Below are 25,214 nucleotides of genomic sequence, written 5' to 3' on the forward strand. Positions count from 1 at the left end.
GAGGGCCTCACTTCTCTACGGGGAGCCCTTCGGAGACCCAGCCGAGGTAGCCGCCCTTCAGCTCGACGATCTTGAAGCCACGGGACTGCATCAGCGTAGCAGCAGCATGGCTACGATGGCCACTGCGGCAGTAGACATAGTGCGTACGGCTCTTATCGAGCTTCGCCAGCCCCTCGACGAAGGCCTTATCACTGAGCCAATCGAGGAGCACGGCGCCCTTGAGATGCCCTTCGGCGAACTCTGAGGGGCGACGTACGTCGAGGATCACAGCCGTGCTATCGACCTGGAAAGCGGCCTGGAAGGCCTTAGGAGCGAGCAGGGGGATGGCCTCTTCGCCAGTCGTGCTGGAGAGGAGTCCGAGGGTAGAGACGAGGGTCATAAAGAGATGCTTCATAATGAACGACAGGTAATGGTGCCCGAGGGGAGCGCCCTCCCCTCCTTGGGCACAAAGGTCGAGAATTCCCTGCAAACCACCCTCTCCCCTACTCCTACGCACCCGCCCACCTAGGCCGCGCAGGCGAGGCTAAGGGACTGAGCGGACAGCCGTCCTAGCCTCGAGGCCCTCTGAGGGATATCAGTCAAGAAGCTGAGGGACGGCAGTCAGGGAGCTGAGGGATATCAGTGGGCGCTTTGAGGGGTATCCCTCAAAACGCCTCAAGGATAAGGCGGAGGAGCACGGCAGAAGAGCGTGGAGGCCTCGCCCCCCTGCGGGAAGCCTCTCAGCGCCCCCCTTGCGCGCGTGCGCAATTCCCTATATCTTTGCGCCTTGAGCAGGGCGGGCTCCCGCCGCCGCTCCCCCAAGGACACGTATATACCTATAATATGAGGACCCTCCCCCTAGGCTGCGCCCTCGCCGCCCTCGTGCTGACGCTCAGCGCCTCCAGCTGCGGCCGCCGCACGCTCTACTCGTGGAAACAGTACGACACGCTGGTCGACCTGCAGCCCAAGAAGCTCACCCCTAGCCGCGCCAAGACCCTGGAGCAGCTCTACCTCAAGGCCATACAGCAGCCCGGTGGCCAGCTACGCCGCCCCGCCCCTGGACGCTGCGCCGAGTACGGACTCTTCCTCTGGCAACTCGAGCGCCGGGAGGAGGCCCTACACTACCTCCGCCAGGAGATGGAGCTCTACCCCGAGAGCAGCCCTATGATCACACGTCTCATCAAGCGTCTACAGAAGGATGAAGCTCCACGCCCTTAGCCTAGCCCTAGGCGCCCTCCTCGCCCTGAGCAGCTGCAGCATACAGAATAACACCCACGTGCAGCGCAGCCGCATGGACAACTACAGCAAGCTCTACGCCGAGCGCCCCCGCACCATCCTCCTGATGCCTGTGGTCAACAAGGGCGGAGGAGCCCAGCTGGACCAGCCCCTACTACAGGCCAGTGTGCGCGCTCTGAGCGAGCAGGGCTACTACGTCATCAGCCCGCGCGTTGTCTCGGCACTCGTCGGGGTCGGCGGGCTGGAGTTCTACCGCACGATGGAGCCCCACTACCTCGTGGAGCTCTTCGGCGCTGATGCCGCCCTCTATACGACCATCCTCGACTGGCAGCAGAATAGAGGCCAAGGGGAGACGCGGATTGACATTGGCTACGAGCTACGTTCGCTCCGATCGGGTGAGACCCTCATCAATCGCCGCGTCAGCGGAGTGATCGACGATAGCGTGGTGGACTTCCGCGACGAATCCGTCGGCACGCACATCTTCCAGTTCTTCTTCAATGCGCTGACGAGCCTCTTCAGGTCGCCACGGCACGCGATCGACCGAGTGCAGGACTTCGGCATCGGTGAGCTCCCCTACGGCCCCTACCACAAGCGGCACTACGTGGATATGAAGGAGCGCGAGCGCGAGCCCTAGCGAACGGAGCCCCGCAGGTAATTCCGTATCTTTGTGCCCTCAGAGGAGCGGGGCTGAGGTCCTACCACCTCAGCCCCGCTCCCTTACGTTCATCTCCCCTATAGACCTAAGCAAGCTCCCCTATGCAAGGCGCAGCCCCCCTCGACTTCCCCTACCTCAGCGAACTCAATGACGCCCAGCGTGCCGCTGTGACCTACGACGATGGCCCAGCCCTCGTGATCGCTGGAGCCGGCAGCGGCAAGACGCGCGTGCTGGTCTACAAGCTGCTCTACCTCATCGACTCGGGCTACCACCCCAAAGGGCTCATGGCACTGACCTTCACCAACAAGGCGGCCCGCGAGATGCGCGAGCGTATCAGCCAGCGGGCGGGGGCTGCGGCGCGGCACATCCGTATGGGGACCTTCCACTCCGTCTTCCTACGTATCCTACGGCAGCACGCCAGCCTACTGGGCTACACGCCCGACTTCTCCATATATAATACGAGTGACAGCCGCAGCCGCATCAAGGGCATCATCAAGCAGCTCGGCCTCGACGACAAGATCTACAAGCCGAACGTGGTGCACAGCCGTATCTCCTCGGCCAAGAACCGACTGATCACGGCCGAGGCTTACCCCTCCTACAAGGAGCTGCTGACCTACGACGCCAAGAGCAGCATCCCCCGTGTAGCGGAGATCTACAGCCACTACCAGCGGGAGCTGAAGCAGGCCAACGCCATGGACTTCGATGACCTCTTGCTGCAGATCAACATCCTCTTCCGCGAGTACCCCGATGTGCTGCGCGAGTGGCAGGAGCGCATCGACTACCTGCTGATCGACGAGTACCAGGATACCAACTTCGCCCAGTACATGGTGGCCAAGCAGCTGATGCAGGAGAAAGGCAAGATCTTCGTCGTCGGCGACGACGCCCAGAGCATCTACTCCTTCCGCGGAGCGAACCTCGAGAACATCCTGAGCTTCGAGAAGACCTTCGCTGGGGCACGTGTCTTCAAGCTCGAGCGCAACTATCGCTCCACCCAGACCATCGTAGCCGCAGCGGGTCGCATCATCGCTCAGAACGAATACCAGATCCCCAAGGCCGTCTTCTCCGAGGAAGAGGAGGGCGAGCCCATCCAGGTGCATGAGGCCATGACGGGCGATCTCGAGGCGCTCTGGGCAGGCGAGGAGATCCGCCGCTTCGTCCGCTCGGGCGAGCCCTACAGCAGCATCGCCGTGCTCTACCGCACCAATGCGCAGAGCCGCACCCTCGAGCAGGTCTTCCGCCGCCTCGGTATCCCCTTCCGCATCTACGGCGGGCGCTCCTTCTTCGACCACAAGGAGATCATGGACGTCATCGCCTACTGTCGCCTCTTGATCAACGAGCAGGACGAGGAGGCCCTACTGCGCATCATCAACTATCCCAAGCGAAGCATAGGCGACACCACCGTACTGCGTGTACGCGAGGCCGCCCAGCGTGAGGCCGTCTCCCTGAGCCGCGTGCTACACGACCCGCTGGGCTATGGCATAGCGGTGAACAAGCCTACCGCAGCACGTCTCCAGGCCTTCGCCACCCTCATCGATGAGCTCCGCGACTACAGCCGCAGCGAGCAGGACCTCTATGCCGTCGTAGAGCGCGTCATCCGCCAGACGGGTATCCTGGCCGACCTGCAGTCCGATAGCTCGGGCGAGGGCAAGGCACGGCTGGAGAACATCAAGGAGCTGCTCGGCGGCATCGACGAATACGTACGCACCAGCCTCGAGGCTGACCTGCAGCCCACCCTCGGCAGCTATCTCAGCGAGGTCGCCCTGATGACCGACCAGGACACCGCAGGCGAGGGGGATGACGCCGTGACGCTGATGACGATCCACGCCTCCAAAGGGCTGGAGTTCGCCCACGTCTTCATCCTCGGGCTGGAGGAGGACCTCTTCCCCTCGATGATGAGCAATGTAGGGCGCGAGCTGGAGGAGGAGCGAAGACTCTTCTACGTAGCCCTGACGCGTGCCGAGCGCAGCTGTCATCTAGGCTACGCCCGCGAGCGCTTCCGCAACGGGCGTACCGAGTACTGCCGCCCCAGCCGCTTCCTGCGTGAGCTGCCCCAGGAGCTGCTCCGTATGGACACATCACTCAGCATGGGTAGCAGCACGGGCTACGGCAGCGCGCGGCGAGGCTACAGCGAGGAGCTGCCGATGGACTTCAGCGCCGCCCCCGTCTTCGAGGCCCGTCCCGCACGCCCTAGCCGCAAGGTCTTCGTCGGCCGTAGGAAGGCAGGCGAAGAGGCGCCGCAGCCCGTCAGTCGCATCGGGAAGCTGCGTATCGGCTCCCGCGTGCTGCACAAGCGCTTCGGCGAGGGCGAGGTGATGGAGCTAGAGGGCGCAGGCGACGACGCCAAGGCCACCGTAGCCTTCGACGCCGGTGACACCAAGAAGCTCCTACTGCGCTTCGCCCAGCTCGAGCTGCTGGACTAAGCTCCGCTCGCCTAGCCTATCCTCCCCCCCTAAGCAAGCAGCCCCCTAGCCCACGATCGGACTAGGGGGCTGCTTGCCTAAGCGCTCTATCGGTATATAAGGTAAGGGGGCAAGGCGCTACGACACACCCGAGAGCGGCGCTCGGCTCAGGCTCGGCGGCGTGGGCTTAGCTATAAAAGTGCTACTTTTGTCCAGGCCAAGGCGGCTAGACAGGGCCGCCCAGCTAGCTAATTAGTGACATATGGAGGCAGTTTACTCTTGGTGCCGCATGGTCTTCGTCGAGCCGTCGGTACTCCAGACTCTCGTAATACTCACCCTCGTGTCAGCCGTGGGGCTGATCCTGGGCAAGCTGCGCATAGGCAAGATCTCACTGGGCATTACCTTCGTCTTCTTCGTCGGGATCCTGGCGGCGCACTTCGGCGTGGTTGTCCAGCCCGAGATGAGCAGCTTTGCTCAGACGCTGGGGCTGACGCTCTTCGTCTATGCGCTAGGGGTCGAGGTGGGCCCCTCCTTCTTCCCCTCGCTCAAGAGTCAGGGCATCCTATATAATGGTCTTGGGCTGCTGCTCATCACCCTGGGCCTGCTGCTGGTGGTCATCCTCCACTACTGCTTCGGTATCTCCATGCCCAATATGATGGGCATCATGTCGGGTGCCGTGACCAATACCCCCATGCTGGCGGCCGTACAGAGCACCCTGCAGGACATCGTCGGGCTGGAGGGCACCCGCCAGGTAGCTGACCTGGCGCTGGCCTGCGCCCTGACCTACCCGCTGGGCGTCGTGGGGATGATCCTCGCGATCCTCATCCTACAGGTCATAGAGCCCAAGCGGCAGAAGGAAGACCGCCTCGAGGGCAAGACCACCTACATCACGGAGCTGGAGCTGACGAACCCTGGACTCTTCGGCAAGAGCATCCTCGAGGTGGTCCGCCTACAGGAGAAGCACTTCATCATCTCCCGCGTCTGGCGCGGCGACAAGCTCATCGTCCCCACCTCACAGACTCTGCTGCAGGAGGGCGACCACCTGCTCCTGCTGATCCACGAGGAGGATCTCGGCGTGCTGGAGGCCTTCTTCGGACGCCGCTCCGAGTCGCGCGACTGGAACCGCCCCGACATCGATTGGGACGCCATCGACGCCCAGCTCATCACCAAGCGCCTGATCATCACCAACGGCAAGATCAATGGCATCAAGCTCGGCGCCCTACGTCTGCGCAACGAGTACGGCATCAACATCACCCGCATCGACCGTGCTGGGATCGAGATCCTCGCCTCGCCCGAGCTGCACCTACAGCTCGGTGACCGCCTGACGGTCGTAGGCGAGGCGCAGGAAATCGCCAAGGCGAAGAAGTTCATCGGCGACTCCATCAACACCCTCGACAAGCCCAAGCTGGTGAGCTTCTTCGCTGGGCTGGCCCTCGGCTGCATCCTGGGCTCGATCCCCGTAGCAATTCCAGGGCTCAGCATGCCGATCAAGCTGGGGCTAGCTGGCGGGCCTATTATAATAGGTATCCTCATGGGTGCCTTCGGCCCACGACTGCGGATCGCGACCTACATGACCAATAGCGCCACGCAGCTGATCAAGCAGCTCGGCATCATCCTCTACCTAGCGGGGCTGGGGCTCGCCAGCGGCGCGCACTTCTTCGAGACCATCATCCACGGCGACGGACTGCTATGGATCTTCCTCGGCTTCCTCATCACCCTGCTGCCCACGCTGCTAGTCGGCATCGTGTCGCTCTTCGGCTATCGCAAGACGCACGCCGAGACCGTAGGGCTGCTCTGCGGGGCGATGGCCAACTCCATGGCCCTGGACTACGCGATGTCACTCAATGAGTCGCGCTCCAGCTCCGTAGCCTACGCCATCGTCTACCCCGTGGCGATGTTCGTGCGCATCATCTCGGCGCAGATCCTCCTCAGCTTCTTCGTCTAGGCGCTTCCCCTAGTGGTGCGCCACTGAACCAAGCAGCCTAGCGGGGCATTATACCAGTACAGAGACCAGAGACTAATGAATACAAAGCAAGGACTCATCGTCCTCTCGGGCGGCATGGACAGCGTGACGCTGCTCTACGAGTATCAGGCTGATATCGCCCTCGCCCTCTCCTTCGACTACGGCTCGAAGCACAACGCCCGGGAGCTCCCCATGGCGGCACTGCACTGCCAGCGCCTAGGCATCGAGCATATCATCATCCCCTTAGGCTTCATGGGCCAGTACTTCCGCAGCACGCTCCTAGAGGGCGGCGGGGAGATCCCCAAGGGCGCCTACGACGAGGAGAACATGGCTGCGACCGTCGTCCCCTTCCGCAACGGCATCATGCTCTCCATAGCTGCGGGCCTGGCGGAGAGCCGCGGCCTCCAGCGCCTCTACATAGCCAATCACTTCGGCGACCACGCCATCTACCCCGACTGCCGCGCCTCCTTCATCCGTCCCATGCACGAGGCGATTGCCGCGGGCACCAGCCTCGGCGTCGAGGTATGTGCCCCCTACACAGACATCAGCAAGGGCGAGATCGCCCGCCACGGCAAGGCCCTCGGCCTCAACTATGCCGAGACCTGGAGCTGCTACGAGGGTGGCAGCGTACAGTGTGGCCGCTGTGGCACCTGCGTCGAGCGCCGTGAGGCGATGGCCGAGGCTGGTATCGAGGACCCCACCCCATATCTAGAATAGAAGAGACCCCAAGCACACATCACAGGAATGAAGTTCATCTCATGGAACGTCAACGGGCTACGCGCCGTCTTCGGCAAGGGCTTCCCGGACATCATCGCCAGCTTCGACGCTGACTTCGTCTGCCTACAGGAGACCAAGATGCAGGCAGGGCAGCTCGATGCCGAGCTCCCTGGCTATCAGAGCTACTGGAACTATGCCGTCAAGAAGGGATACTCCGGTACGGCCATCTACACCCGCCACGAGCCGCTCAGCGTGAGTTATGGTATCGGGCAGGAGGAGCACGATCAGGAAGGGCGCGTCATTACGCTCGAGTACCCCGACTACTACCTCATCACGGTCTACACACCCAACTCACAGGATGAGCTGCGCCGCCTCGACTACCGCATGGAGTGGGAAGATGCCTTCCGTAGCTACCTCGTGGCACTGGATGCCAAGAAGCCCATCATCGTCTGTGGCGACCTCAACGTAGCGCACCAAGAGATAGACCTCAAGAACCCCAAGACCAATAGGCACAACGCGGGCTTCACCGACGAGGAGCGCGGCAAGTTCCAGCTGCTGCTGGACGCGGGCTTCGTCGACACCTTCCGCTACTTCCACCCCGAGGCGCGGGAGCGCTACTCCTGGTGGTCCTACCGCGGTAGAGCCCGCGAGCGCAACGCAGGCTGGCGTATTGATTACTTCGTCACCTCAGCGCGTCTAGCGCCCCGTCTCCGCTCGGCCGAGATCCACGATCAGGTCTTCGGCTCCGACCACTGCCCCGTCGAACTCATCCTAGACTAAGCCCCTCATGATACTCTGCATCGAGACCGCCACCAGCCACTGCAGTGCAGCCCTAGGCTGGGGCGAAGAGCTCCTAGCCTCCCGCTCAGTGAGCGCCCCCGAGGGGGGACATGCCGCTGCCCTTGCCCCTATGGTCGAGGAGCTACTAGGGCAGCTGAAGGCTGAGGGCAAGCAGCTGCGTGCCATCGCCGTAAGTGCAGGCCCAGGCAGCTATACGGGGCTACGCATCAGCACCTCGCTCGCCAAGGGCCTCTGCCTGGGGATGCAGCTACCGCTCATCGCCGTGGACACACTCGCCATCCTTACCGCTGGTGCTCGCCGCCTACGTCCCGAGACGCAGGCCACGCTGCATCCCATGCTGGACGCACGCCGCATGGAGATCTATACCGCGACCTTTGACGCCGCGGGGCGACGCCTCAGTGAGGACAGCGCCCTTGTGCTGGAGGCAGAGCAAAGCCTCGCTACCGAGGGTGAGCACCTCTTCTTCGGCGACGGCGCCCTCAAGGTCAAGGGTCTCTGGCCAGAGGGCCACTACGAGCTCCTCGAGGAGCTGCTGTATCCCGAGGCTAAGGACATGGTCGCGCTGGCTACCCAGCTCTACGAAGCGGAGACCTTCGTCGACACGGCCTACTGGACGCCCAACTACCTCAAGGAATACGTAGCCGTCGTAGCCAAGAACAAGGTCCTGCAGCGCTAGCCCACCGATGAGCAGCTCCCCCACCCCCATCAATCAGGTCATCCTCACGGGCGTCGTCACCGACAGCCCCCGCGTGCACTACCTCGCCCCTGGCTACCCCGAGGTACGCCTACGGCTCGAGACGCGCGAGCAGATCACCCAGCGTGAGGGCGGTCAGCTCTATGAGCAGCGTGCCTGGCACCGCGTCGTGCTGCGCGGCGCCCCAGGTATCTACGTCGAGCAGCACGTGGCTATGGGGGACACCATCGCCGTGGCGGGACGCCTCGAGTACGGACGGGAGACGGACAAGGCAGGCTTCAGTCAGCCCACCACGGAGATCGTCTGCCAGCACGTACAGCTGCAGCAGCGCGCCGCCGTACAGCCCGCTGCGCCCGCCGCCAGCAGCCCCGCGAAGGAGGTCCAGCTCGATCTCAGCGCCTACAGCCCCAGCTCAGACGAAGATCCGCTGATCTAGAGAAGGCGCTCCGACAAGGCCTCCCCTCCCATCAGGCTACGCCCTGAGCCACATCGCACCGCTAGTAGCGGTAGATGCAGCTCAGGGCGTAGTGCATTAGGCTGGGGCGTGCGGGGACGAACTGACGCTGGTAGCTGGCCTCGCCCTCCAGCTGCCAGCGAGCTCCGAGGTGCCCAGCTAGGCGCAGCACCAGATCATAGCCCCGACCATAGAGCAGCTGCGGGGCGTAGCTGTGGCGCCCTCGCGGGAGGTAGCCATAGAGCCGCTGCTGCCAGCTCGGGGCGTCGAAGTAGTCCGCCCCGAGCTCTAGGCGAAGCGCGGGACTCAGCTGCGTACGGATACGGGCATAGAGCGCCCAGGCGTGTCGCAGCGCGCTCGGGACAAGCTGGAGCCCACAGCGCAGCTCCATCATACGGCCGCTGTGCTCGAGCTGTAGCCTCAGGCGGCTCGTCGTCCCCTCGGCGCGCTGAGCACGCCGCCACCAGAGGCTAAGGAAGCTCCGTCCTGCGGCGTCGAGCTGATGCCTCAGTTCGGCGACCCAGCTCCAGTGGCCACCCTCCCTCTGCCCCCTTCGCAGTGCACCCAACGGGTGATAGGCCTCAGCCTGCAGCGTGAGCCGCGTATAGGCCAGCAGCTCGGGTAGCTGCCAGTAGAGGCGTGCGCCCTCCTCGCCATGCACCCAGGCCGCATGCTCCAGCCCGCGCCCGAGGCTATTCCAATAGCTGGGGCTGAGGCGCCAATAGCCGAGCCCTAGATCCCCCAGCACCCCCTGCCCCCAGCTCAGATGCTGCGCCAGCGCCCAGCCTCCGCCGCTCTGAGAGGCTAGCTCGCCCTCCAGCCTCAGCTGTGCCTGCGGGCTGTGCCAGTGGTAGCTCAGGCTCCCCAGCACAAGGCGGCGGCGCGCGCCGAGCTCAGGAGCGCTCGGCAGCAGCTGGAGCTCCTTATCCCCCCAATCCAGATAGGCCGCCTGCACGGCCACTGCCCCACGCCCGTGGCTGTACTGCAGCCAGCCCGCTAGCATCCGCTCCTCGAGGGCGCCCCGCCGTGCCTGCTCGCTCGCCGTCCGATGTACGCCCGCCTCGCTGAGCTGCAGACGCGACGAAGAGCCCCGCTGCGTGGCATCAAGTGCCCGCAGGGAGAGGCCGAAGCCCAATTCCCAGTCCCGTGCTGGAGCAAGCACGCAGGCCAGTCCTCGGGAAAAGCGCTGCTCGGTGGCGTGCTGTACGGGCCTTAGTCCCCGCCCCAGCCTAGGGCGGTAGGAGCGAAGCCCCAGCGGATAGTTGCCCTGCCCGAGCACGAGTCCCAGGCCGCGCGCCATCCTGTAGTCTCCCAGCACCAGCTGCCGCAGCAGCCCCTCACGGCTCAGCCGCAGCGAGAGGTTGTAGCTGTCGAAGCCGCGCCGCCCGCGCCAGCTCCAAGGCTCACCGTAGCCCTTCGCCCCCGCCACATAGAGCTGCAGCCGCTCCTGCCGCTGATAGTAGGCCGAGAGGAGCGCCGCATCCTCTGCCCCCAGCTGCCCCGCACGCGGCCTCTGCCCCTCGCACCGCCTGTAGCCTAGCTCCAGTTGTCCGCGCCCCTCGAGGACGGCGAGGCTGCCAGTAGGCGGGGCGTAGCGGCAGACGGCTATGGGAACGAAGAGCCGCAGCGTCGCCGCATCCCAGCCTGGGACTAGGCTCAGCTGCCCCATCGAGAGCAGCTGCCCCTGATCGCTACGGAAGCGAAGCAGCTGATAGATCTGATAGTCGGAGAGGAAGGGCAACTGCCGCAGCTCCTCCTCATGCAGCATATTGAGCTCCAGCGGCGCGAGCCTCAGCCGCTCATAGAGAGCATAGAGCTGCCCCGCCTCGTCCTCCTCGAGCACACCGAGGGCCTGCTGCTCCTCGATCCAAGCACCCCAAGCCTCCCGTCCGAGGAGGCTATCCCGAGGCGCACTGAGCGCGGGGAGGGAGTCTGCGGCGGGCATAGCGACCTCCGCAAAGCTAGGATAAGGAAGGGAAAGGCAGAGTAGCAGCACGAGGACGAGCTGTGCTCCAAGGTCATTCATTGGCTTCATAGGTAGTAGACGAGACTAGGTATCAGGCTTACTGCGAAGTTAGTCATTTAGCCCTTATCCTGATTCCGCGCACTCGCTACACTCAGCCTACAGACGGCAGGACAAGGCCTAGGAACAAGGCCTACTCCAAACAAGCAGACAGATAGCGCTCCCTTTGATATTTTGCCAAAGGATAGGATAGATCGGGATGAGCTGGCCAGTCCTACATGCTGCTCGAGCGGATTGGGAAAGCCCCTCAGGGGCGACCCGTCCAAAGCCCAGGGTGCGCAGCCCTGTAAGGGCGACCAAACCCTGGGTAGCTCAGACAAATAGATATTAAAGCCCTACAGGGGCGACCCTCAAAGCCTTCGTAAGGCTACAATAGATACGCTTCGACCTTGCTCTTACCTGTTTTGAGGGTCGCCCCTGTAGGGCTCTTTGTTTATGGTGCTGCCTGACCCAGGGTTCCGTCACGCCTGCAGCGTTCCCTCACCCTGGGCTTTGAGCGGGTCGCCCCGCTGGGGCTTCGCCAAGCTGTATGAGCAAGCCTAGAGCTGTCGCACAAGCCCCTACGAAGCCACTTTCCCGAGCCGATAGCTAGGTGTAGGCCGTGAATATCGCTACGCGTCAAAGCTTGTACAACGCTTGTCATCCATCCCCTCGGACGGTGAGGCGCACTCCTTAGCATAAGGGGGCAGCTGAGTACCCTGCTAAGGGCGGAGGCGCTGAGCCTGATCCGCCACGCTGCTGAGGGATATCCCTCAGCACACTGAGGGACGCCAGTGAGGCCGCTGAGGGACGTCAGTCAGCTCCGTGAAGGATATCCCTCAGCCGCGCCCCCTAGAGGCGGCAGCTTGCTTCGGCAGCCCTCGGGCAACTCCGAGGCTCGGCTCTGAGGGGCTATCTAGCCCCCGCCGCAGCAGGTCGAGGAGCAGGCGCTCACGACCCTCATGATTACACTTTAGAGCAGGAATACGTGGTAAAATGATTTTTCTTTACATTTGCTAGTGGAATACTACTTAAACCATCCAGCTACTTCCCGTATGGATATGATCTATCGACTCAGGCAACTGCTCTGTTGTATAGGGCTGCTCCTCTTCCTCGCTACTCCGGCTCTAGCACAGAGCATACGAGTACATGGAGTGGTCCGCGATTCACGAGGCACCCCGCTCCCCCGCGTCTCGATCACCACTAAGGCGAGCAACAAACTACTCGGGAGCACCGACAGCGTCGGTACCTTCTCCATACAGACAGAGGAGCGCAGCATCCTCCTCTTCAGCCTCGAGGGTAAGAAGCAGCTCGAGGTCCTCGCCACTCCCGTACGCCTACAGCTCACCCTCGAGGATGCCGAGGAGCAAGGGAGCCAGGTGACGACCATGCGTCAGGCGACCTCCATCCAGAGCAAGTACTACCCCCTATGGGTCATCGACGGCGTCGTCTACCGACAGGATAGTACCTTCAACACCGCTGACCTGGCGAGCCCCGACGCCAAGCGCCTCATCGCCTCAGCCCTGCCCGGACTCTCCGAGCAGGACATCGAGGGCTACCAGGTGATCTCCGACGCCTCCGCTACGGCCCTCTATGGGAACCAAGCCATGGGTGGGGTCATCGCCGTCCGCACCCGACGCGCGGGACAGGGCACCAGCCACATGACCTACACCAGCCAGCTCACCTACCGCTTCATCCCCTCCTACCGCGACTTCAACATCATGAACTCGCAGGACCAGATGGCCTTCCTACGTGAGCTGGAGGCGGGCGGGAACCTCACCCCCGCCAATATCCTCTACCAAAACAAATACGGGGTCTACGGCTGGCTCTATGATAATGTGCTCAAGTACCGCAACGGCAAGTTCACCCAGGACAACACCGAGGAGGGACGCCTGGCATACCTAGCGGCCGCCGAGCAGCGCAATACGGACTGGTTCCGCGAGCTCTACCAGCACAGCATACGCCACCAGCACACCGTCAGCCTCTCCTCGGGGACGCAGCGAGCCAACTTCTACACCAGCATAGGCGCAGACCTCGACCCAGGCTGGGCGAAGGACGAGCACTCGAAGCGCTACTTCTTCAACCTCAACGCCACCTACCGCCCGCACGCCCACTGGACCTTCAATGCCATAGCCAACGCGACCTACCGCCAGGAGCACGCTGGGGGAGACTTCAAGACACTCACACTGGCGCAGTCTATGCCCCGCCAGTACGACCCGAAGCTCTACTACCTCTACGAATACGCCCCGCTGAACGCCAAGCAGGAGCTCAAGGAGAACTATATGGACCTACAGGGAGCCAACCTCCGCTTCCAGGCCTCACTCCGCTGGCAGCCCATCCGACAGCTATCGGCCAGCATCCTCGGCTCCATCCAGTACAGCGGTAGCGAGACCGAGTACATACGCACCGAGAACTCCAACGTAGCCAAGCGCTACCGCGCCATGCAGAAGCGCATCATCCGTGACAACAACAGCTACCTCTATAAGCCCGCCGACGACGTCTATGCCATCCCCCAGAGCGTAATGCCCTACGGGGGGCTGCGCAATATCAGCAGCACCAGCGACTCCCGCCTCGACCTGCAGGGACGCCTCAGCTACAGCGACGAGTGGAGCGGCAGGCATCAGCTCTCGGCCACGGCAGGCTTCGACCTCTATGACCAGACGAGCAAGAACGGCTGGCACGACGAGTACGGGGTCAACTTCGCCTTCGGGGAGCTCGCGACCTTCGACCCGCTCGCCTTCACCTGGCTGCGTGATGCCAACAATAACTACTATTACCGCTTGACGGAGCTCGACCGCAACGTCTCCTTCCTGGCGAACTTCGCCTACACCTACCTCGGACGCTACAGCCTCGAGGGATCGATGCGCTACGAGGGGACGAACCGCTTCGGGGCCTCCCGCACCAGCCGCTGGACCCCGACGTGGAATGTAGCCCTGGGCTGGGACCTCGGCCGTGAGTCCTTCTTCTCCCACCTGCAGCCCCTCTCCTCCCTCTCGACCAAGATCGCCTACGGGATGACGGGGACGCTACCCTTCGTCTACAACTCCAATCGCCGCATCATCGCCGAGCTGCCCTACCGCCCCAATAAGCTCGTCGAGCCCGGCCTCACCATCAGCGAGCCGACCAATAGGGACCTCACCTACGAGCGTATGTACGAGCTGAACTGGGAGCTACACCTGGGACTCTGGCGCGAGCGCGTCAGCCTGGGGCTCAACCTCTACCAGCGTCAGGGGCGCGACCTCATGGACGTCTCCTACAATCAGGGTACGGGTGGCTTCTTCCGCCCCTATGCCAACGTGGCCAGCATGGAGGCACACGGGCTGGAGCTGAGTCTGACCACGCACCAGATCCAGACCAAGGACTTCGAGTGGACGACGAACTTCAGCTACACGCATAGCACCAACAAGATCACCAAGCTCAATGCCCGACCCTCCGTCTCCGTCCTGACGGGCTCCTCTGGCGCAGCGCGCGAGGGCTACCCCCTATCCTCGATCTTCTCCGTCCCCTTCCATGGGCTCTCCAGCGAGGGCTTCCCCCTCTTCCGCAATGCCGATGGCAAGGTGACGCGCGACCTCATCAACTTCAGCCAGACGACCGACCTCGACTACCTCGTTTACTCAGGGACGCGCACCCCGACCGATCAGGGAGGGCTGACCAATAGCCTACGCATCGGCAACGTCCGCCTCAGCGTCTACCTGCTCTACGCTATGGGGCACGTACGCCGCCTGCCCACACAGTTCAGCTCGCAGTACTACGACCACGAGCTGCGCGGCAAGGAGTTCAACCGCCGCTGGGTACGCCCTGGCGATGAGGCCACCACCGACGTGCCCTCCATCCCGACGGCCGCCCAGCTCTACGACAACGCTACCCTCTCGCGTGCCTACCGCACCTATAACTACTCCGACGTGCGCATCGCACCACTGGACTACATACAGCTGCGCGACATCTCGGTGAACTACAGCATCCCGAGACGTCTGCTGACGCGTAGCCTCATCCACAGCATAGACCTCAAGCTGCAGGCCTCCAACGTCGCCCTCCTCTACTCGAGCAAGAAGCTCAACGGAGCCCTGCCCTACGACTATCGCCCGCACGCGCTCATCTTCACCTGCGTCGTGGGGATCTAAGCGCCCTTGACGACTATAGTACTTGTACACTATGAAGCGAAGCATCATCCTGACGGCGTCACTGGCGCTCCTCACCCTAGCAATGGGAGTCAGCTCCTGCAACTCCTATCTCGACGCCAATCCCCGCTCCAACTATGTCGAGCCCCACGATGCCACTGGGATACGTGGCCTGCTGGTCTACGCCTATCCCCGTAGCTCGACGTGCTACATCGAGGAGCTCTCCAGCGACAACACCCTCGACGACGGCACACGCAATCCCTTCTCCACGCAGTTCGTCGAGTCCGTGGCCTACTGGCGTCCCGCGCTCAACTCGGACGGGGAGTACGACGCCGTCTACAATATCTGGGAGTCGCACTACCTGGCTATCGCCCACGCCAACGAGGCGCTAGCGAGCATCCAGAAGCTGGACAGCCAGGACGAGGAGCTCCAAGGCCTACGCGGGGAGGCACTGGTAGCACGTGCCTGGGCGCACTTCTGCCTGGCGAACCTCTTCTGCAAGGCCTACAGCCCGACCGCCAGCAGCTCCGATCCCGGCATCCCCTATATCTCCACCGTCGTCCCCAACGTACGCCCCGACTACCCCCGCGGTACGCTGGCCGAGACCTACCAGCAGATCGAGCGTGACCTCAAGGAGGGCATCCCCCTCATCGAGAAGTACCTCCACTATACGGAGAGCTACAAGCCCTACCACTTCTCCGCCGCCTCGGCCAACGCCTTCGCCGCACGCTTCTACCTCTACTATCAGAAGTGGAGCGAGGCCGTCAGCCACGCCGACAAGGTGCTCGGCAACGACCCTACACGCGTGCTGCGCGACTGGTCGGCCTTCACCGCCACGCCGCGTACCGACGAGTCCTATGCCCTGGCCTACTACGACAGCAAGAACCCCGCGAACCTACTGACGCACAGCACCTACTCCGTCCTCTCCTCGATCACGACGAGCGGCGTCATCTACTTCAACACCCGCTTCGGGCAGGGGCAGGAGCTCACGCGTACCGAGACGCTCTACGCCCGCAACATCTGGGGCAACTCCGACCGCTACTACTTCCAGCCCTTCATCTACACGGAGACGAACATCAACAAGACCGTGCAGCCGAAGTACCCCAAGCTCCCGAGCAACGCCAACGTCACCTTCGCCGTCCCCCTGACCACAGACGAGACGCTGATGGTACGCGCTGAGGCCAAGATCCACCTCGGGAAGGCGCAGTGGGACGCAGCGGTCGCAGACCTCAACCTCTGGACGAGCCGCTACCTCAACGGCGGCAGCACGGGCTCGATGCCCCGTAGCTTCAGCCGCGCGGACATCGTCAAGTTCTACCAGGCACTCGACGTCGACAGCCGTGAGGCGGCCTCGCTGCGCAAGCCGCTCAGCCCCAGCTTCACCATCTCGGGCGACGAGGAGAACGCCCTGCTGCAGCACCTGCTGCAGTGCCGCCGCCTCCTGACGCTGCACGAAGGCCTACGCTGGCAGGACATCAAGCGCTACGGCATCCCCGTCTACCGCAGGCAGAACGATGGCAGCGGTCGCTACACCGTCAAGGCTGAGCTCACCGCCCAGGATCCCCGCCACGCCATCCAGCTGCCCGACCTCGCCGTCCAGGGCTCGATCAAGGGCAACAAATACTAGCCGACACACCGCAATGAAGAAAATCATCACCACTGCCCTCCTCGGCGTGCTCGGCCTCCTGGCTGGCTGCTCGCCCGATAGCGACATCGTCGACGGCAAGGCTAGGGTCTTCACCCAGCAGACGCAGTCCAAGAGCCGACTGGACCGCTACATAGAGCAGCACTTCGCCAAGGAGTACAACGTCTCGATACGCTACCGCTACGACGACAGCAATACCGACCGCCGCTTCCTGCTCGCCCCAGCGCTCGAGGGTAAGATACTGGAGTTCCTCAACGTCATGGACTACGTCTTCTTCGGCTCCTACCGCGCTGCGACGCCCTCGGGCTATCTCGAGGAGCACACGATCAAGTACCTCAGCCTCTTCGGATCCTCGGGCTACGGCATCGACCGTAAGATGCTGGGGGCCGCACCGCAGGGCGAGATCTGGATCTACGACATCAATAACCTCGACATACAGGACAACAGCCTGCTGCGAAGCAACTTCATCAGCGTGCTCTTCCACGAGTCGGCCCACACGCTACACGAGGAGCGCGCCTATCCGCCCGAGTACGATAAGTTCTCCTCCCTCGAGTATCAGAAGCAGGACGCCTTCCTCTACTGGACACGTACGGGACAGAGCTCGCTGCGTGCGGGCTTCGTCTCGGACTACGCCAGCACGGACCCTGACGAAGACTTCGCCGAGCTCTTCGCCTACTACCTCCTTGACTCAGACAGCGAATGGCAGGCCAAGCTGACGGGCGCCGACGGGCGCAACCGCAGCGACGCCCAGTACACAGGGCGCCAGATCCTACTTGCGAAGGTCGCGATTATGAAGAAGTACCTGCGTGACGAGTACTCGGCCGACCTGGATGCGATGCGTGCCGAGGTGCAGCGCCGCCTGGCGCTGGTCGGCTCGATGGACTTCTCCCACTACCCTAAAGGATACTAGATCATGCGCACCTATCCCCTATTCTCTGGCCTGCTAGCCCTAGGCCTCCTCGCCTCCTGTGCCCAGTACGAGGATCTTCCCAGCCACGATCAGTACCCCTCGGCCCGCATCGCTCGGGGCCTCGAGGAGATCCACACGGCGCTGCGCTCCAGCACTGAGGGCTGGGACCTCGTCCTCATCCCCGACGGCGGCAACTTCGGTGGGATCAACCTCTCCATGCGCTTCACCTCCGCCTCGGAGGTCGTCATGAGCAGCGAGGCCTACCAGAAGGGCGGTACCATCCCCTCCGTAGTGACCAATCCCGCGAGCGACCTAGAGGCGGTCACCAAGACGGAGTTCGGCTCCACCTACCACCTGACGGACAGGGGCGGCATACAGCTGACCTTCGACACCTTCAACGTAGCGCTGCATAGCTGGTCCAATCCTGGCTGGGGCGTCCCCGACTCCTACAACGGGGACTTCACCTTCCGCGTGGACTCCATCAGCCGCGACCGCAACACCATCTACCTGCAAGGCTCACGTACCAAGACGCCCATGCGCCTGACGCGCCGCACCAGCGCCGACAAGGATCAGCTGCAGCAGTGCTTCGCCATGAAACAGGAGCTGCAGGGCAAGGCTCTGGCGCCGATCACCCTCGGGGGCAAGCAGTACCAGCTCTCCATCTTCGGCTTCGCACGTCAGCTGAGCCTACGCTCGGGCGGCAAGGAGGAGCTGCTCCCCTTCCACTACACCCCTCAGGGCATCGAGCTGCTGCGCCCCTACGTCGTAGGTAGCGACAGTCTCACAGCGCTCCACCTCAGTGCTGATAAGCAGTCGATGACCACGGCCGACGGCCGCCAGAAGCTGGCACTCTATCAGGGCGAGGTAGACCTGACGCGCCGCTACATGCAGCTCTACTTCTACGAGGGCTATGCCTCAGAGCCCTTCCTGGCGGAGACGCGACAGGCCGACCAGACGCAGGCACTGGACAGCTACCCCGGCAGCTACATCTTCACCCTGCACCTAGGGATGATGCAGCGCAGTCTGCCCGTGATGGGCAGCTACCTGGATGCGGGCTACTACTTCAGGAACTGGGTGGACTACTACACGGACTTCACCTCGGTCTACAACGAGCCGAAGCAGATCCACATGACGCGCATGATCCAGCAGGGGCTCTCATGGTTCTACGGCCGCCGCGCGATGGACCGCTTCTACGCCTACATCGTGGCGCAGTCGCCCTACGTGCTCAGCGAGGACCCCAGCAATAGCCGCTACCAGATCTTCACCTCGGTAGCTAATAATCAGGTCTGGGTCAAGGGCGAATAAGCTCCCCGCAGCAGGCTGCCCCGAGCGCAGTCGAAGATCCTCTATAAACGGCGCCGCCCCCTCACTCGCTATGAGTGAGGGGGCGGCGCTGCTTTGCTCTAGGGCAAGGCAGGAGAAGGGCTACAGATGCTCCAGCACGCTGCCGAGCTTGATCCCATTGGAGCCCTTGATGAGGATGAGGCTATCGCTGATGGGTGCGGCCTCGAGGCTGCGGATGAGCTCCCCTACCTCGGCGAATACAGCGACCGCAGGGTCGGGGTGCGCCGCCAGCTCACGCATCCAGCAGGGCCCGCAGAGGTAGAGCTGGAGCGGCTGCCCTGCGCGACGGATCTCCTCGAGGAGCTCGTGGTGTGCCGACTCGCTCGCGGCGCCGAGCTCATTCATATCCCCGAGTATGAGGACGCGCCCCTGCCCTGGAGTCTGAGGGATGGCGAGGAAGTTCTGCAAGGCAGTGTGCATGCTAGAGGGATTGGCATTGTAGGCGTCGGCGATGAGGCGATTGCCGCGGGCGGTCTCGATGAGCTGGGAGCGGCTGTTGCTGGGCGCATAGCGGGCTAAGGCCTCCTCCATAGCGGCATAGGGCACGCCTAGGTAGCTCCCCACAGCGAGCGCCGCCAGCACGTTGGGCAGGTTGTAGTCCCCCACGAGCTGGGTGGCTAGATGCCCCTCATAGTCGCCCGAGCGGTAGCGGAGTGCTAGCTGCAGCGAGCTGCCCTCATGGAGCACCTCACCTCGGAGCTCGGCCTCGGGGCTCGTCCCATAGGTATGGCGTAGGACGCCCGCGCTCATCTCCAGCAGCATGGGATCATCGGCGTGGACGAAGAGCTGAGCGCCCTTGGCGCGGATATGGTCATAGAGCTCGCCCTTGGTCGCCCGTACCCCCTCCAGCGAACCGAAGCCCTCGAGGTGCGCCGCGCCTATATTGGTGATGAGCCCGTAGTCAGGATCGGCAATCGCGCAGAGCTCGGCAATGTCCCCGGGGTGACTGGCCCCCATCTCGATGATCGCCCACTGGTGCTCGGGACGCAGGCGGAGCAGCGTCAGCGGCACGCCTATGTGGTTATTGAGGTTACCCTCGGTATAGAGGATGGGGTAGCGTGCGGAGAGGACGGCGGCCGTCAGCTCCTTGGTCGTCGTCTTGCCATTGGTACCTGTGATCGCCAGGATAGGCGTCCCCAGCTGCCGTCTGTGGTGAGCGGCCAGCTGCTGCAGGCTCATGAGGACATCCTGCACGAGGAGGGTGCGCTCGTCGATGAGCTGCTCGGGATCGTCCAGCACGGCGTAGGCTGCCCCCGCCTCGAGTGCCTGGCGGGCGTAGCGGTTGCCGTCGAAGTTCGCCCCCTTGAGGGCAAAGAAGATACAGCCCGGGCTGAGGCGCCGCGTATCAGTCGATACCGTAGGGTGCTCGAGATAGAGCTGATAGAGATCGTCCAGTAGGATCATGGTCGTGAGATACTAGCCCTGCGCCAGTCGGAGCCCGAGGAGACTAGCCCCTAGCCCCAGCGCGACGCTGAGCAGGATGTAGAGGGCAGCCTCGAGATAGGCCGCCGAGCGAAGCAGTCCCAGCGCCTCGGCTGAGAAGGTAGAGAAGGTGGTGAAGCCGCCACAGAAGCCCGCGCCGAGGAGGATACGCAGCTCGGGGCTCCACGAGCCCAGCGTGCGATCCGAGAGCCCAAGGAGGTAGCCAAGGGCGAGCGAACCGAGGAGATTGATCCCCCAGGTCATCCACGGGCTGGGCTGCCCGAGGAGCTGAGCCCCGAGGAGCCCCAGCAGGTAGCGTAGCGCGCTGCCTAGGCCTCCACCGACGAAGGCCAGGCCCAGTGCGGGCAGCGGAGCAGGGAGTGCCGACATAGCGCCTCGCGCGGCTAGATACGCTCGAGGACGAGGTCGATGAGCCCCTCGATGCTGCCCTTATAGTCGGTATTCATGGTCTGCGCCTTGCGTCCAGCGATGATGCAGCAGACGGTCATGGCGCGGTGCCCCATCAGGGCCGCGAGCCCCGCCAGCGAAGAGCTCTCCATCTCGTAGTTGGTCAGGCGCAGGCCCTCATAGTCGAAGGCCTGGATCTTGGCATTGAGCCCTGGATCCTGCAGGGCTAGGCGCAGCTGACGTCCCTGAGGGCCGTAGAAGCCGTTGGCCGCTATGGTGTTCCCGCGCAGGATATCGCTGCCGCAGATCTGCTCGATGAGGGAGGGATCTGCTGGCACGACGTAGGGACGCAGGCCCTCGACCTGCCAGTCCAGCTGCTGGACGAGCGCCTCCTCGAAGGCACGATGACGCACCCGCTGGCTATCGGCGTAGAAGTAGAGCACGCCGTCGAAGCCCACGGAGTTCACCGCCGCCACGTAGCTGCCGATGGGCGTCTCGTCCTGCAGGCCGCCCGAGGTGCCGACACGCACGAGGGTCAGCTGGCGCAGCTCGTCCTTAATCTGACGCGTCTCGAAGTCGATGTTGGCCAGCGCATCGAGCTCGTTGAGCACGATGTCGATGTTGTCCGTGCCTATCCCGTGGCTGACGACGGTAATCCGCTTGCCCTGATAGTAGCCCGTGATGGTGTGGAACTCACGGCTCGACACATTGCACTCGATACGCTCGAAGCGGGAGGCCACCATATCGACACGCGCAGGGTCTCCGACGAGGAAGACCTTATCGGCGAGCTGCTCGGGACGCAGGTGCAGGTGGAAGACCGAGCCATCGGCATTGATGATCAGCTCGGAGGAGGGGATGATGCGCTTGCTACTCATTATTGTATATGTCTAGGGTTATCTAGGTGAAGTCCTGGCCCTGAGGGCTAGCCCTGACCTAAGGCAGGGCTGTACACAAAGGTACGAGTTCTCCCCCATGCGAGCGCTCTGAGCTACGCGGGCGGGCAAAGGGCCGCCTTAGCCTGCACCGCGCTGACCGATATCCCTCAGCCCCACTCGCTGGTATCAGTCAGCACCGTGAGGGACGTCCGTCAGGAGGCTGAGGGATATCAGTTAGGAGTCTCGAGGAATAGCTGGGGCGAAGCTCCATCCCGATCCCCGAGGCGCAGCGGGCATCATGGGAGTGCCGTCCCGAGGCAGTGCGCAGCGCACTCCCGAGGCAGCCCGCAGCGCTATCTAGCCCTAGGAGAGGCCGCTACGCACGGCTCAAGGGATTAGTCCATTATTCGTATCTTTGTGCTCGTATATAGCTATTTCTTAGCTACGTCCGACAGTTATAGATAGATGAATAATTGCCCCGCACTCAGCCGCGCACGGAGTCTCTACAGCATGGCTCTCGCCCTCTGTCTGAGCCTCCTTAGCCTCGTCACGCTCTCCGCACAGACCCCGCGTAAGCAGTCCTACATGGACTATATACGGAGCTTCAGCCCCGAGGCCAAGCGACAGATGGACCGCCACGCTATCCCCGCCAGCATCACCCTGGCGCAGGGGCTCATCGAGACGGGCGCAGGCTCCAGCATACTGGCGCTGGAGCACAACAACCACTTCGGCATCAAGTGCCACAACAGCTGGATGGGCAAGCGCACCTATCACAAGGACGACCGCCCCAACGACTGCTTCCGCTCCTACCCCTCGGCTAGGGAATCCTACGAGGATCACTCCGCCTTCCTCAAGGGCAAGCGCTACCAGCGCCTCTTCGCCCTGCGCTACGACGACTACCGTGGCTGGGCCCAGGGTCTACAGCTATGCGGCTACGCCACCAACAAGGGCTACGCCAACATGCTCATCAAGGTCATCGAGGACTACGAGCTCTACACCTTCGACCACGGCAATACCCCCAGCTGGTATACTGGTGCCGAGGCCCGCAGCGCCCGTAGCCCGCTCCGCACCGCGCGCCACTACGACCAGCCCCAGCGCCGTGCCTACATCAGCTACGGCCTGCTGTATGTGCTGGCGGATCAGAACGACAGCTACGAGCGCATCGCCGAGGATATGGGCATCCCTGCCAAGAAGCTCGCTAAGTACAACGACACGCCGCTGGACTTCCCCCTCAGCGAGGGCGACATCGTCTACCTCGAGACGAAGAACACGGAGGCCACTCCGCGCTATAGCACCTACACCGTCCGCATCGGAGACTCCATGCACGACATCGCCCAGCGCTACGGCATCCGTCTGGACCGACTATACAAGCTCAACAATAAGGATGGCGACTACATTCCAGAGGAAGGCGATGTCCTTCGTCTGCGATAGCGGCTGCCTCGTGACCACGCACCGAATATGAACGAACGCTATATGCAGCGCGGCGTCTCCGCCAGCAAGGAGGACGTCCATGCCGCCATCAAGAACGTAGACAAGGGACTCTACCCTAAGGCCTTCTGCAAGATCATCCCCGACATCCTCGGCGGTGATCCTGAGTACTGCAACATCATGCACGCCGACGGCGCGGGCACCAAGTCCTCGCTGGCCTACCTCTACTGGCGGGAGACGGGCGACCTCTCCGTATGGAAGGGCATCGCGCAGGATGCGCTGATCATGAACATCGACGACCTACTCTGCGTGGGCGCCGTCGATGGCATCCTCGTATCCTCCACCATAGGGCGCAATAAGCACCTCATCCCTGGCGAAGTCATCGCCGCCATCATCAACGGCACCGAGGAGCTGCTCGCCGAGCTACGCGAGCAGGGCATAGGCGTCTACGCCACGGGCGGAGAGACGGCCGACGTGGGTGACCTGGTGCGTACCATCATCGTCGACAGCACCGTCACCTGCCGCATGCGTCGCAGCGACGTCATCGACAACGCCCGCATACGCCCCGGGGACGTCATCGTCGGCCTGGCCTCCTACGGACAGGCCAGCTACGAGCGCGAGTACAACGGCGGTATGGGCAGCAATGGCCTGACCTCGGCGCGCCACGACGTGCTGACGCATGCGCTGGCCGCCCGCTACCCCGAGAGCTACGACGCCGCTACGCCCGACGAACTCGTCTACAGCGGTACGCGCGAGCTCACCGAGCCCATCGCAGGGACGCCCCTCGACGCTGGGCGCCTCATCCTGTCCCCTACCCGCACCTACGCCCCCATCATCCGCCAGGTGCTGGACGAGCTCCGTCCACGCATCCACGGCATGGTACACTGCTCGGGCGGAGCGCAGACCAAGGTGCTGCACTTCGTCGATAAGGTGCACGTCATCAAGGACAAGCTCTTCCCCACACCGCCCCTCTTCGAGCTCATACAGCAGGAGAGCGGCACGCCGTGGCAGGAGATGTACAAGGTCTTCAACATGGGGCACCGCATGGAGCTCTATGTAGCCCCCGAGGATGCCGCACGCATCATCGAGATCTCTGAGAGCTTCGGCGTAGAGGCTCAGATCATAGGGCGCGTCGAGGCCGCCGAGCGCAAGCAGCTCACCATACACTCCCCCTACGGCACCCTCAGCTACGAATAAGAATTAGACAGCAACCCACACAGCGATATACATGGCAACAGAGAACGACCTGCTTAGTCGTATAGAGAGCCTCGAGATACGGTTCCAGGAGATCACGACCCTCATCACCGCGCCCGACATCATCGCCGATCAGAAGCGATTCATGAAGCTCAGTAAGGAGTATCGTGACCTCGAGCGCATCTTAGACAAGGGAAAGGAGTATCGGAATCTACTGGGCAACATCAGCGAGGGCCGCGAGACGCTCGAGAGCGAGAGCGACCCCGAGCTGCGTGCGATGGCACGCGAGATGATGCAGGAGGCCGAGGAGCGTATCCCCGCCCTCGAGGAGGAGATCAAGCTCCTGCTCATCCCCGCCGACCCCGAGGACGCGAAGAACGTCGTCATGGAGATCCGCGGCGGTACGGGCGGCGACGAGGCAGCACTCTTCGCTGGAGACCTATATAAGATGTACGTGCGCTACTGCGAGAGCCGCGGCTGGACGACCGAGGTCACCAGCATGAGCGAGGGTACCGCAGGGGGGTACAAAGAAATCATCTTCACCGTCACGGGCGATGGCGTCTACGGCATCCTCAAGTATGAGAGCGGCGTGCACCGCGTGCAGCGTGTGCCCGAGACCGAGACCCAGGGACGTGTACACACCTCCGCAGCCTCCGTGGCTGTACTCCCCGAGGCCGAGGAGGTAGACGTCGTGCTCAACCCCGCCGACATCGAGATGCAGACCGCACGCTCGGGGGGCGCTGGTGGACAGAACGTCAATAAGGTCGAGACCAAGGTACAGCTGACGCACAAGCCTACGGGCATCGTCGTCGTCTGCCAGCAGGCACGTACCCAGCTAGCCAACCGTGAGCTGGCCATGCAGATGCTGCGCACCAAGCTCTACGACATCGAGCTGACCAAGCACAACGAGGCCATCGCAGCCCGCCGCAAGACTATGGTCTCCACCGGCGACCGTTCGGCCAAGATC

The 25,214-nt window shown here is 63.1% G+C and carries 20 protein-coding genes; 15 read left to right on the forward strand and 5 right to left on the reverse strand.

The window, feature by feature from the left end:
- Positions 1 to 7 precede the first annotated feature (7 nt).
- Positions 8 to 394, reverse strand: a complete 387-nt coding sequence (locus Q0248_RS03015; RefSeq protein WP_299319580.1) for a rhodanese-like domain-containing protein — start codon at positions 392 to 394, stop codon at positions 8 to 10.
- Between the two features lie 428 nt (positions 395 to 822).
- Here Q0248_RS03015 and Q0248_RS03020 point away from each other — a divergent pair, with 428 nt between their 5' ends.
- The 8 genes from Q0248_RS03020 (at position 823) to Q0248_RS03055 (ending at position 8,880) form a co-directional block, all read left to right on the forward strand.
- Positions 823 to 1,197: a DUF4810 domain-containing protein gene (locus Q0248_RS03020; RefSeq protein WP_299319582.1), complete on the forward strand. Its 375-nt coding sequence runs from the start codon at positions 823 to 825 to the stop codon at positions 1,195 to 1,197.
- Positions 1,178 to 1,849, forward strand: coding sequence for a GNA1162 family protein (locus Q0248_RS03025; RefSeq protein ID WP_299319585.1), 672 nt, complete (start codon positions 1,178 to 1,180; stop codon positions 1,847 to 1,849). The genes Q0248_RS03020 and Q0248_RS03025 overlap by 20 nt, the downstream gene beginning before the upstream one ends.
- 122 nt (positions 1,850 to 1,971) lie before the next feature.
- Positions 1,972 to 4,290: a UvrD-helicase domain-containing protein gene (locus tag Q0248_RS03030; RefSeq protein WP_299319588.1), complete on the forward strand. Its 2,319-nt coding sequence runs from the start codon at positions 1,972 to 1,974 to the stop codon at positions 4,288 to 4,290.
- A 241-nt stretch (positions 4,291 to 4,531) separates the two neighbouring features.
- Entirely contained in the window at positions 4,532 to 6,214 is a 1,683-nt protein-coding gene (locus tag Q0248_RS03035; protein WP_299319590.1) for a putative transporter, read from the forward strand.
- A gap of 75 nt (positions 6,215 to 6,289) precedes the next feature.
- Complete coding sequence (gene queC, locus Q0248_RS03040; RefSeq protein WP_299319592.1) at positions 6,290 to 6,949, forward strand: 7-cyano-7-deazaguanine synthase QueC; 660 nt, start codon at positions 6,290 to 6,292, stop codon at positions 6,947 to 6,949.
- 27 nt (positions 6,950 to 6,976) lie between these two features.
- Entirely contained in the window at positions 6,977 to 7,729 is a 753-nt protein-coding gene (locus tag Q0248_RS03045) for an exodeoxyribonuclease III (protein ID WP_299319594.1), read from the forward strand.
- A 7-nt stretch (positions 7,730 to 7,736) separates the two neighbouring features.
- Positions 7,737 to 8,426, forward strand: a complete 690-nt coding sequence (gene tsaB / locus Q0248_RS03050; RefSeq protein WP_299319595.1) for a tRNA (adenosine(37)-N6)-threonylcarbamoyltransferase complex dimerization subunit type 1 TsaB — start codon at positions 7,737 to 7,739, stop codon at positions 8,424 to 8,426.
- A 7-nt stretch (positions 8,427 to 8,433) separates the two neighbouring features.
- On the forward strand, positions 8,434 to 8,880 hold the full coding sequence (locus tag Q0248_RS03055; protein ID WP_299319598.1) for a single-stranded DNA-binding protein: 447 nt from the start codon (positions 8,434 to 8,436) through the stop codon (positions 8,878 to 8,880).
- A 61-nt stretch (positions 8,881 to 8,941) separates the two neighbouring features.
- On the opposite strand, the gene Q0248_RS03060 is transcribed toward Q0248_RS03055, so the two are convergent.
- Positions 8,942 to 10,933, reverse strand: coding sequence for a hypothetical protein (locus Q0248_RS03060; RefSeq protein WP_299319599.1), 1,992 nt, complete (start codon positions 10,931 to 10,933; stop codon positions 8,942 to 8,944).
- Between the two features lie 1,121 nt (positions 10,934 to 12,054).
- Here Q0248_RS03060 and Q0248_RS03065 point away from each other — a divergent pair.
- From Q0248_RS03065 to Q0248_RS03080, 4 genes are read left to right on the forward strand one after another with little or no spacing between them, the layout of a single operon-like run.
- Positions 12,055 to 15,024 carry an energy transducer TonB gene (locus Q0248_RS03065; protein ID WP_299319601.1) on the forward strand — a complete coding sequence of 990 codons (2,970 nt, stop codon included), beginning with the start codon at positions 12,055 to 12,057 and terminating at the stop codon, positions 15,022 to 15,024.
- 31 nt (positions 15,025 to 15,055) lie between these two features.
- Positions 15,056 to 16,648 carry a RagB/SusD family nutrient uptake outer membrane protein gene (locus Q0248_RS03070; protein WP_299319603.1) on the forward strand — a complete coding sequence of 531 codons (1,593 nt, stop codon included), beginning with the start codon at positions 15,056 to 15,058 and terminating at the stop codon, positions 16,646 to 16,648.
- Positions 16,649 to 16,661: 13 nt separating this feature from the next.
- Positions 16,662 to 17,576 carry a putative zinc-binding metallopeptidase gene (locus tag Q0248_RS03075; protein ID WP_299319606.1) on the forward strand — a complete coding sequence of 305 codons (915 nt, stop codon included), beginning with the start codon at positions 16,662 to 16,664 and terminating at the stop codon, positions 17,574 to 17,576.
- A 3-nt stretch (positions 17,577 to 17,579) separates the two neighbouring features.
- On the forward strand, positions 17,580 to 18,881 hold the full coding sequence (locus Q0248_RS03080; protein WP_299319609.1) for a DUF4302 domain-containing protein: 1,302 nt from the start codon (positions 17,580 to 17,582) through the stop codon (positions 18,879 to 18,881).
- Positions 18,882 to 19,001: 120 nt separating this feature from the next.
- On the opposite strand, the gene murF is transcribed toward Q0248_RS03080, so the two are convergent.
- The 3 genes from murF to Q0248_RS03095 are packed head-to-tail and all read right to left on the reverse strand — an operon-like array spanning position 19,002 to position 21,625.
- Entirely contained in the window at positions 19,002 to 20,321 is a 1,320-nt protein-coding gene (gene murF, locus Q0248_RS03085; RefSeq protein WP_299319617.1) for a UDP-N-acetylmuramoyl-tripeptide--D-alanyl-D-alanine ligase, read from the reverse strand.
- A 15-nt stretch (positions 20,322 to 20,336) separates the two neighbouring features.
- Positions 20,337 to 20,732, reverse strand: coding sequence for a fluoride efflux transporter CrcB (gene crcB / locus Q0248_RS03090; RefSeq protein WP_299319611.1), 396 nt, complete (start codon positions 20,730 to 20,732; stop codon positions 20,337 to 20,339).
- 14 nt (positions 20,733 to 20,746) lie between these two features.
- Positions 20,747 to 21,625, reverse strand: coding sequence for a nucleoside phosphorylase (locus tag Q0248_RS03095; protein ID WP_299319612.1), 879 nt, complete (start codon positions 21,623 to 21,625; stop codon positions 20,747 to 20,749).
- A gap of 510 nt (positions 21,626 to 22,135) precedes the next feature.
- Here Q0248_RS03095 and Q0248_RS03100 point away from each other — a divergent pair.
- From Q0248_RS03100 to prfA, 3 genes are all read left to right on the forward strand, one after another.
- A complete protein-coding gene (locus Q0248_RS03100) occupies positions 22,136 to 23,056 on the forward strand; it encodes a glucosaminidase domain-containing protein (RefSeq protein WP_299319619.1) in 921 nt (306 codons plus the stop codon).
- Positions 23,057 to 23,098: 42 nt separating this feature from the next.
- Complete coding sequence (locus Q0248_RS03105; RefSeq protein WP_299319621.1) at positions 23,099 to 24,250, forward strand: AIR synthase-related protein; 1,152 nt, start codon at positions 23,099 to 23,101, stop codon at positions 24,248 to 24,250.
- Positions 24,251 to 24,281: 31 nt separating this feature from the next.
- Positions 24,282 to 25,214, forward strand: a 933-nt coding sequence (gene prfA / locus Q0248_RS03110; protein WP_299319615.1) for a peptide chain release factor 1, incomplete at its 3' end; no start/stop codon positions are given.

This window comes from uncultured Porphyromonas sp., assembly GCF_938046015.1.
In the GTDB taxonomy this organism is placed as follows: Bacteria; Bacteroidota; Bacteroidia; order Bacteroidales; family Porphyromonadaceae; genus Porphyromonas.

What these genes read in the sequence shown, in the direction of transcription:
- Q0248_RS03080 (WP_299319609.1), top strand. Translation starts at nt 17,580, where the DNA reads ATGCGCACCTATCCCCTATTCTCTGGCCTGCTAGCCCTAGGCCTCCTC.
- tsaB (WP_299319595.1), top strand. Translation starts at nt 7,737, where the DNA reads ATGATACTCTGCATCGAGACCGCCACCAGCCACTGCAGTGCAGCCCTA.
- Q0248_RS03030 (WP_299319588.1), top strand. Translation starts at nt 1,972, where the DNA reads ATGCAAGGCGCAGCCCCCCTCGACTTCCCCTACCTCAGCGAACTCAAT.
- Q0248_RS03025 (WP_299319585.1), top strand. Translation starts at nt 1,178, where the DNA reads ATGAAGCTCCACGCCCTTAGCCTAGCCCTAGGCGCCCTCCTCGCCCTG.
- Q0248_RS03100 (WP_299319619.1), top strand. Translation starts at nt 22,136, where the DNA reads ATGGCTCTCGCCCTCTGTCTGAGCCTCCTTAGCCTCGTCACGCTCTCC.
- Q0248_RS03060 (WP_299319599.1), bottom strand. Translation starts at nt 10,933, where the DNA reads ATGAAGCCAATGAATGACCTTGGAGCACAGCTCGTCCTCGTGCTGCTA.
- Q0248_RS03015 (WP_299319580.1), bottom strand. Translation starts at nt 394, where the DNA reads ATGAAGCATCTCTTTATGACCCTCGTCTCTACCCTCGGACTCCTCTCC.
- Q0248_RS03035 (WP_299319590.1), top strand. Translation starts at nt 4,532, where the DNA reads ATGGAGGCAGTTTACTCTTGGTGCCGCATGGTCTTCGTCGAGCCGTCG.
- queC (WP_299319592.1), top strand. Translation starts at nt 6,290, where the DNA reads ATGAATACAAAGCAAGGACTCATCGTCCTCTCGGGCGGCATGGACAGC.
- Q0248_RS03070 (WP_299319603.1), top strand. Translation starts at nt 15,056, where the DNA reads ATGAAGCGAAGCATCATCCTGACGGCGTCACTGGCGCTCCTCACCCTA.
- crcB (WP_299319611.1), bottom strand. Translation starts at nt 20,732, where the DNA reads ATGTCGGCACTCCCTGCTCCGCTGCCCGCACTGGGCCTGGCCTTCGTC.
- Q0248_RS03095 (WP_299319612.1), bottom strand. Translation starts at nt 21,625, where the DNA reads ATGAGTAGCAAGCGCATCATCCCCTCCTCCGAGCTGATCATCAATGCC.
- Q0248_RS03020 (WP_299319582.1), top strand. Translation starts at nt 823, where the DNA reads ATGAGGACCCTCCCCCTAGGCTGCGCCCTCGCCGCCCTCGTGCTGACG.
- Q0248_RS03045 (WP_299319594.1), top strand. Translation starts at nt 6,977, where the DNA reads ATGAAGTTCATCTCATGGAACGTCAACGGGCTACGCGCCGTCTTCGGC.
- Q0248_RS03075 (WP_299319606.1), top strand. Translation starts at nt 16,662, where the DNA reads ATGAAGAAAATCATCACCACTGCCCTCCTCGGCGTGCTCGGCCTCCTG.
- Q0248_RS03055 (WP_299319598.1), top strand. Translation starts at nt 8,434, where the DNA reads ATGAGCAGCTCCCCCACCCCCATCAATCAGGTCATCCTCACGGGCGTC.
- Q0248_RS03105 (WP_299319621.1), top strand. Translation starts at nt 23,099, where the DNA reads ATGCAGCGCGGCGTCTCCGCCAGCAAGGAGGACGTCCATGCCGCCATC.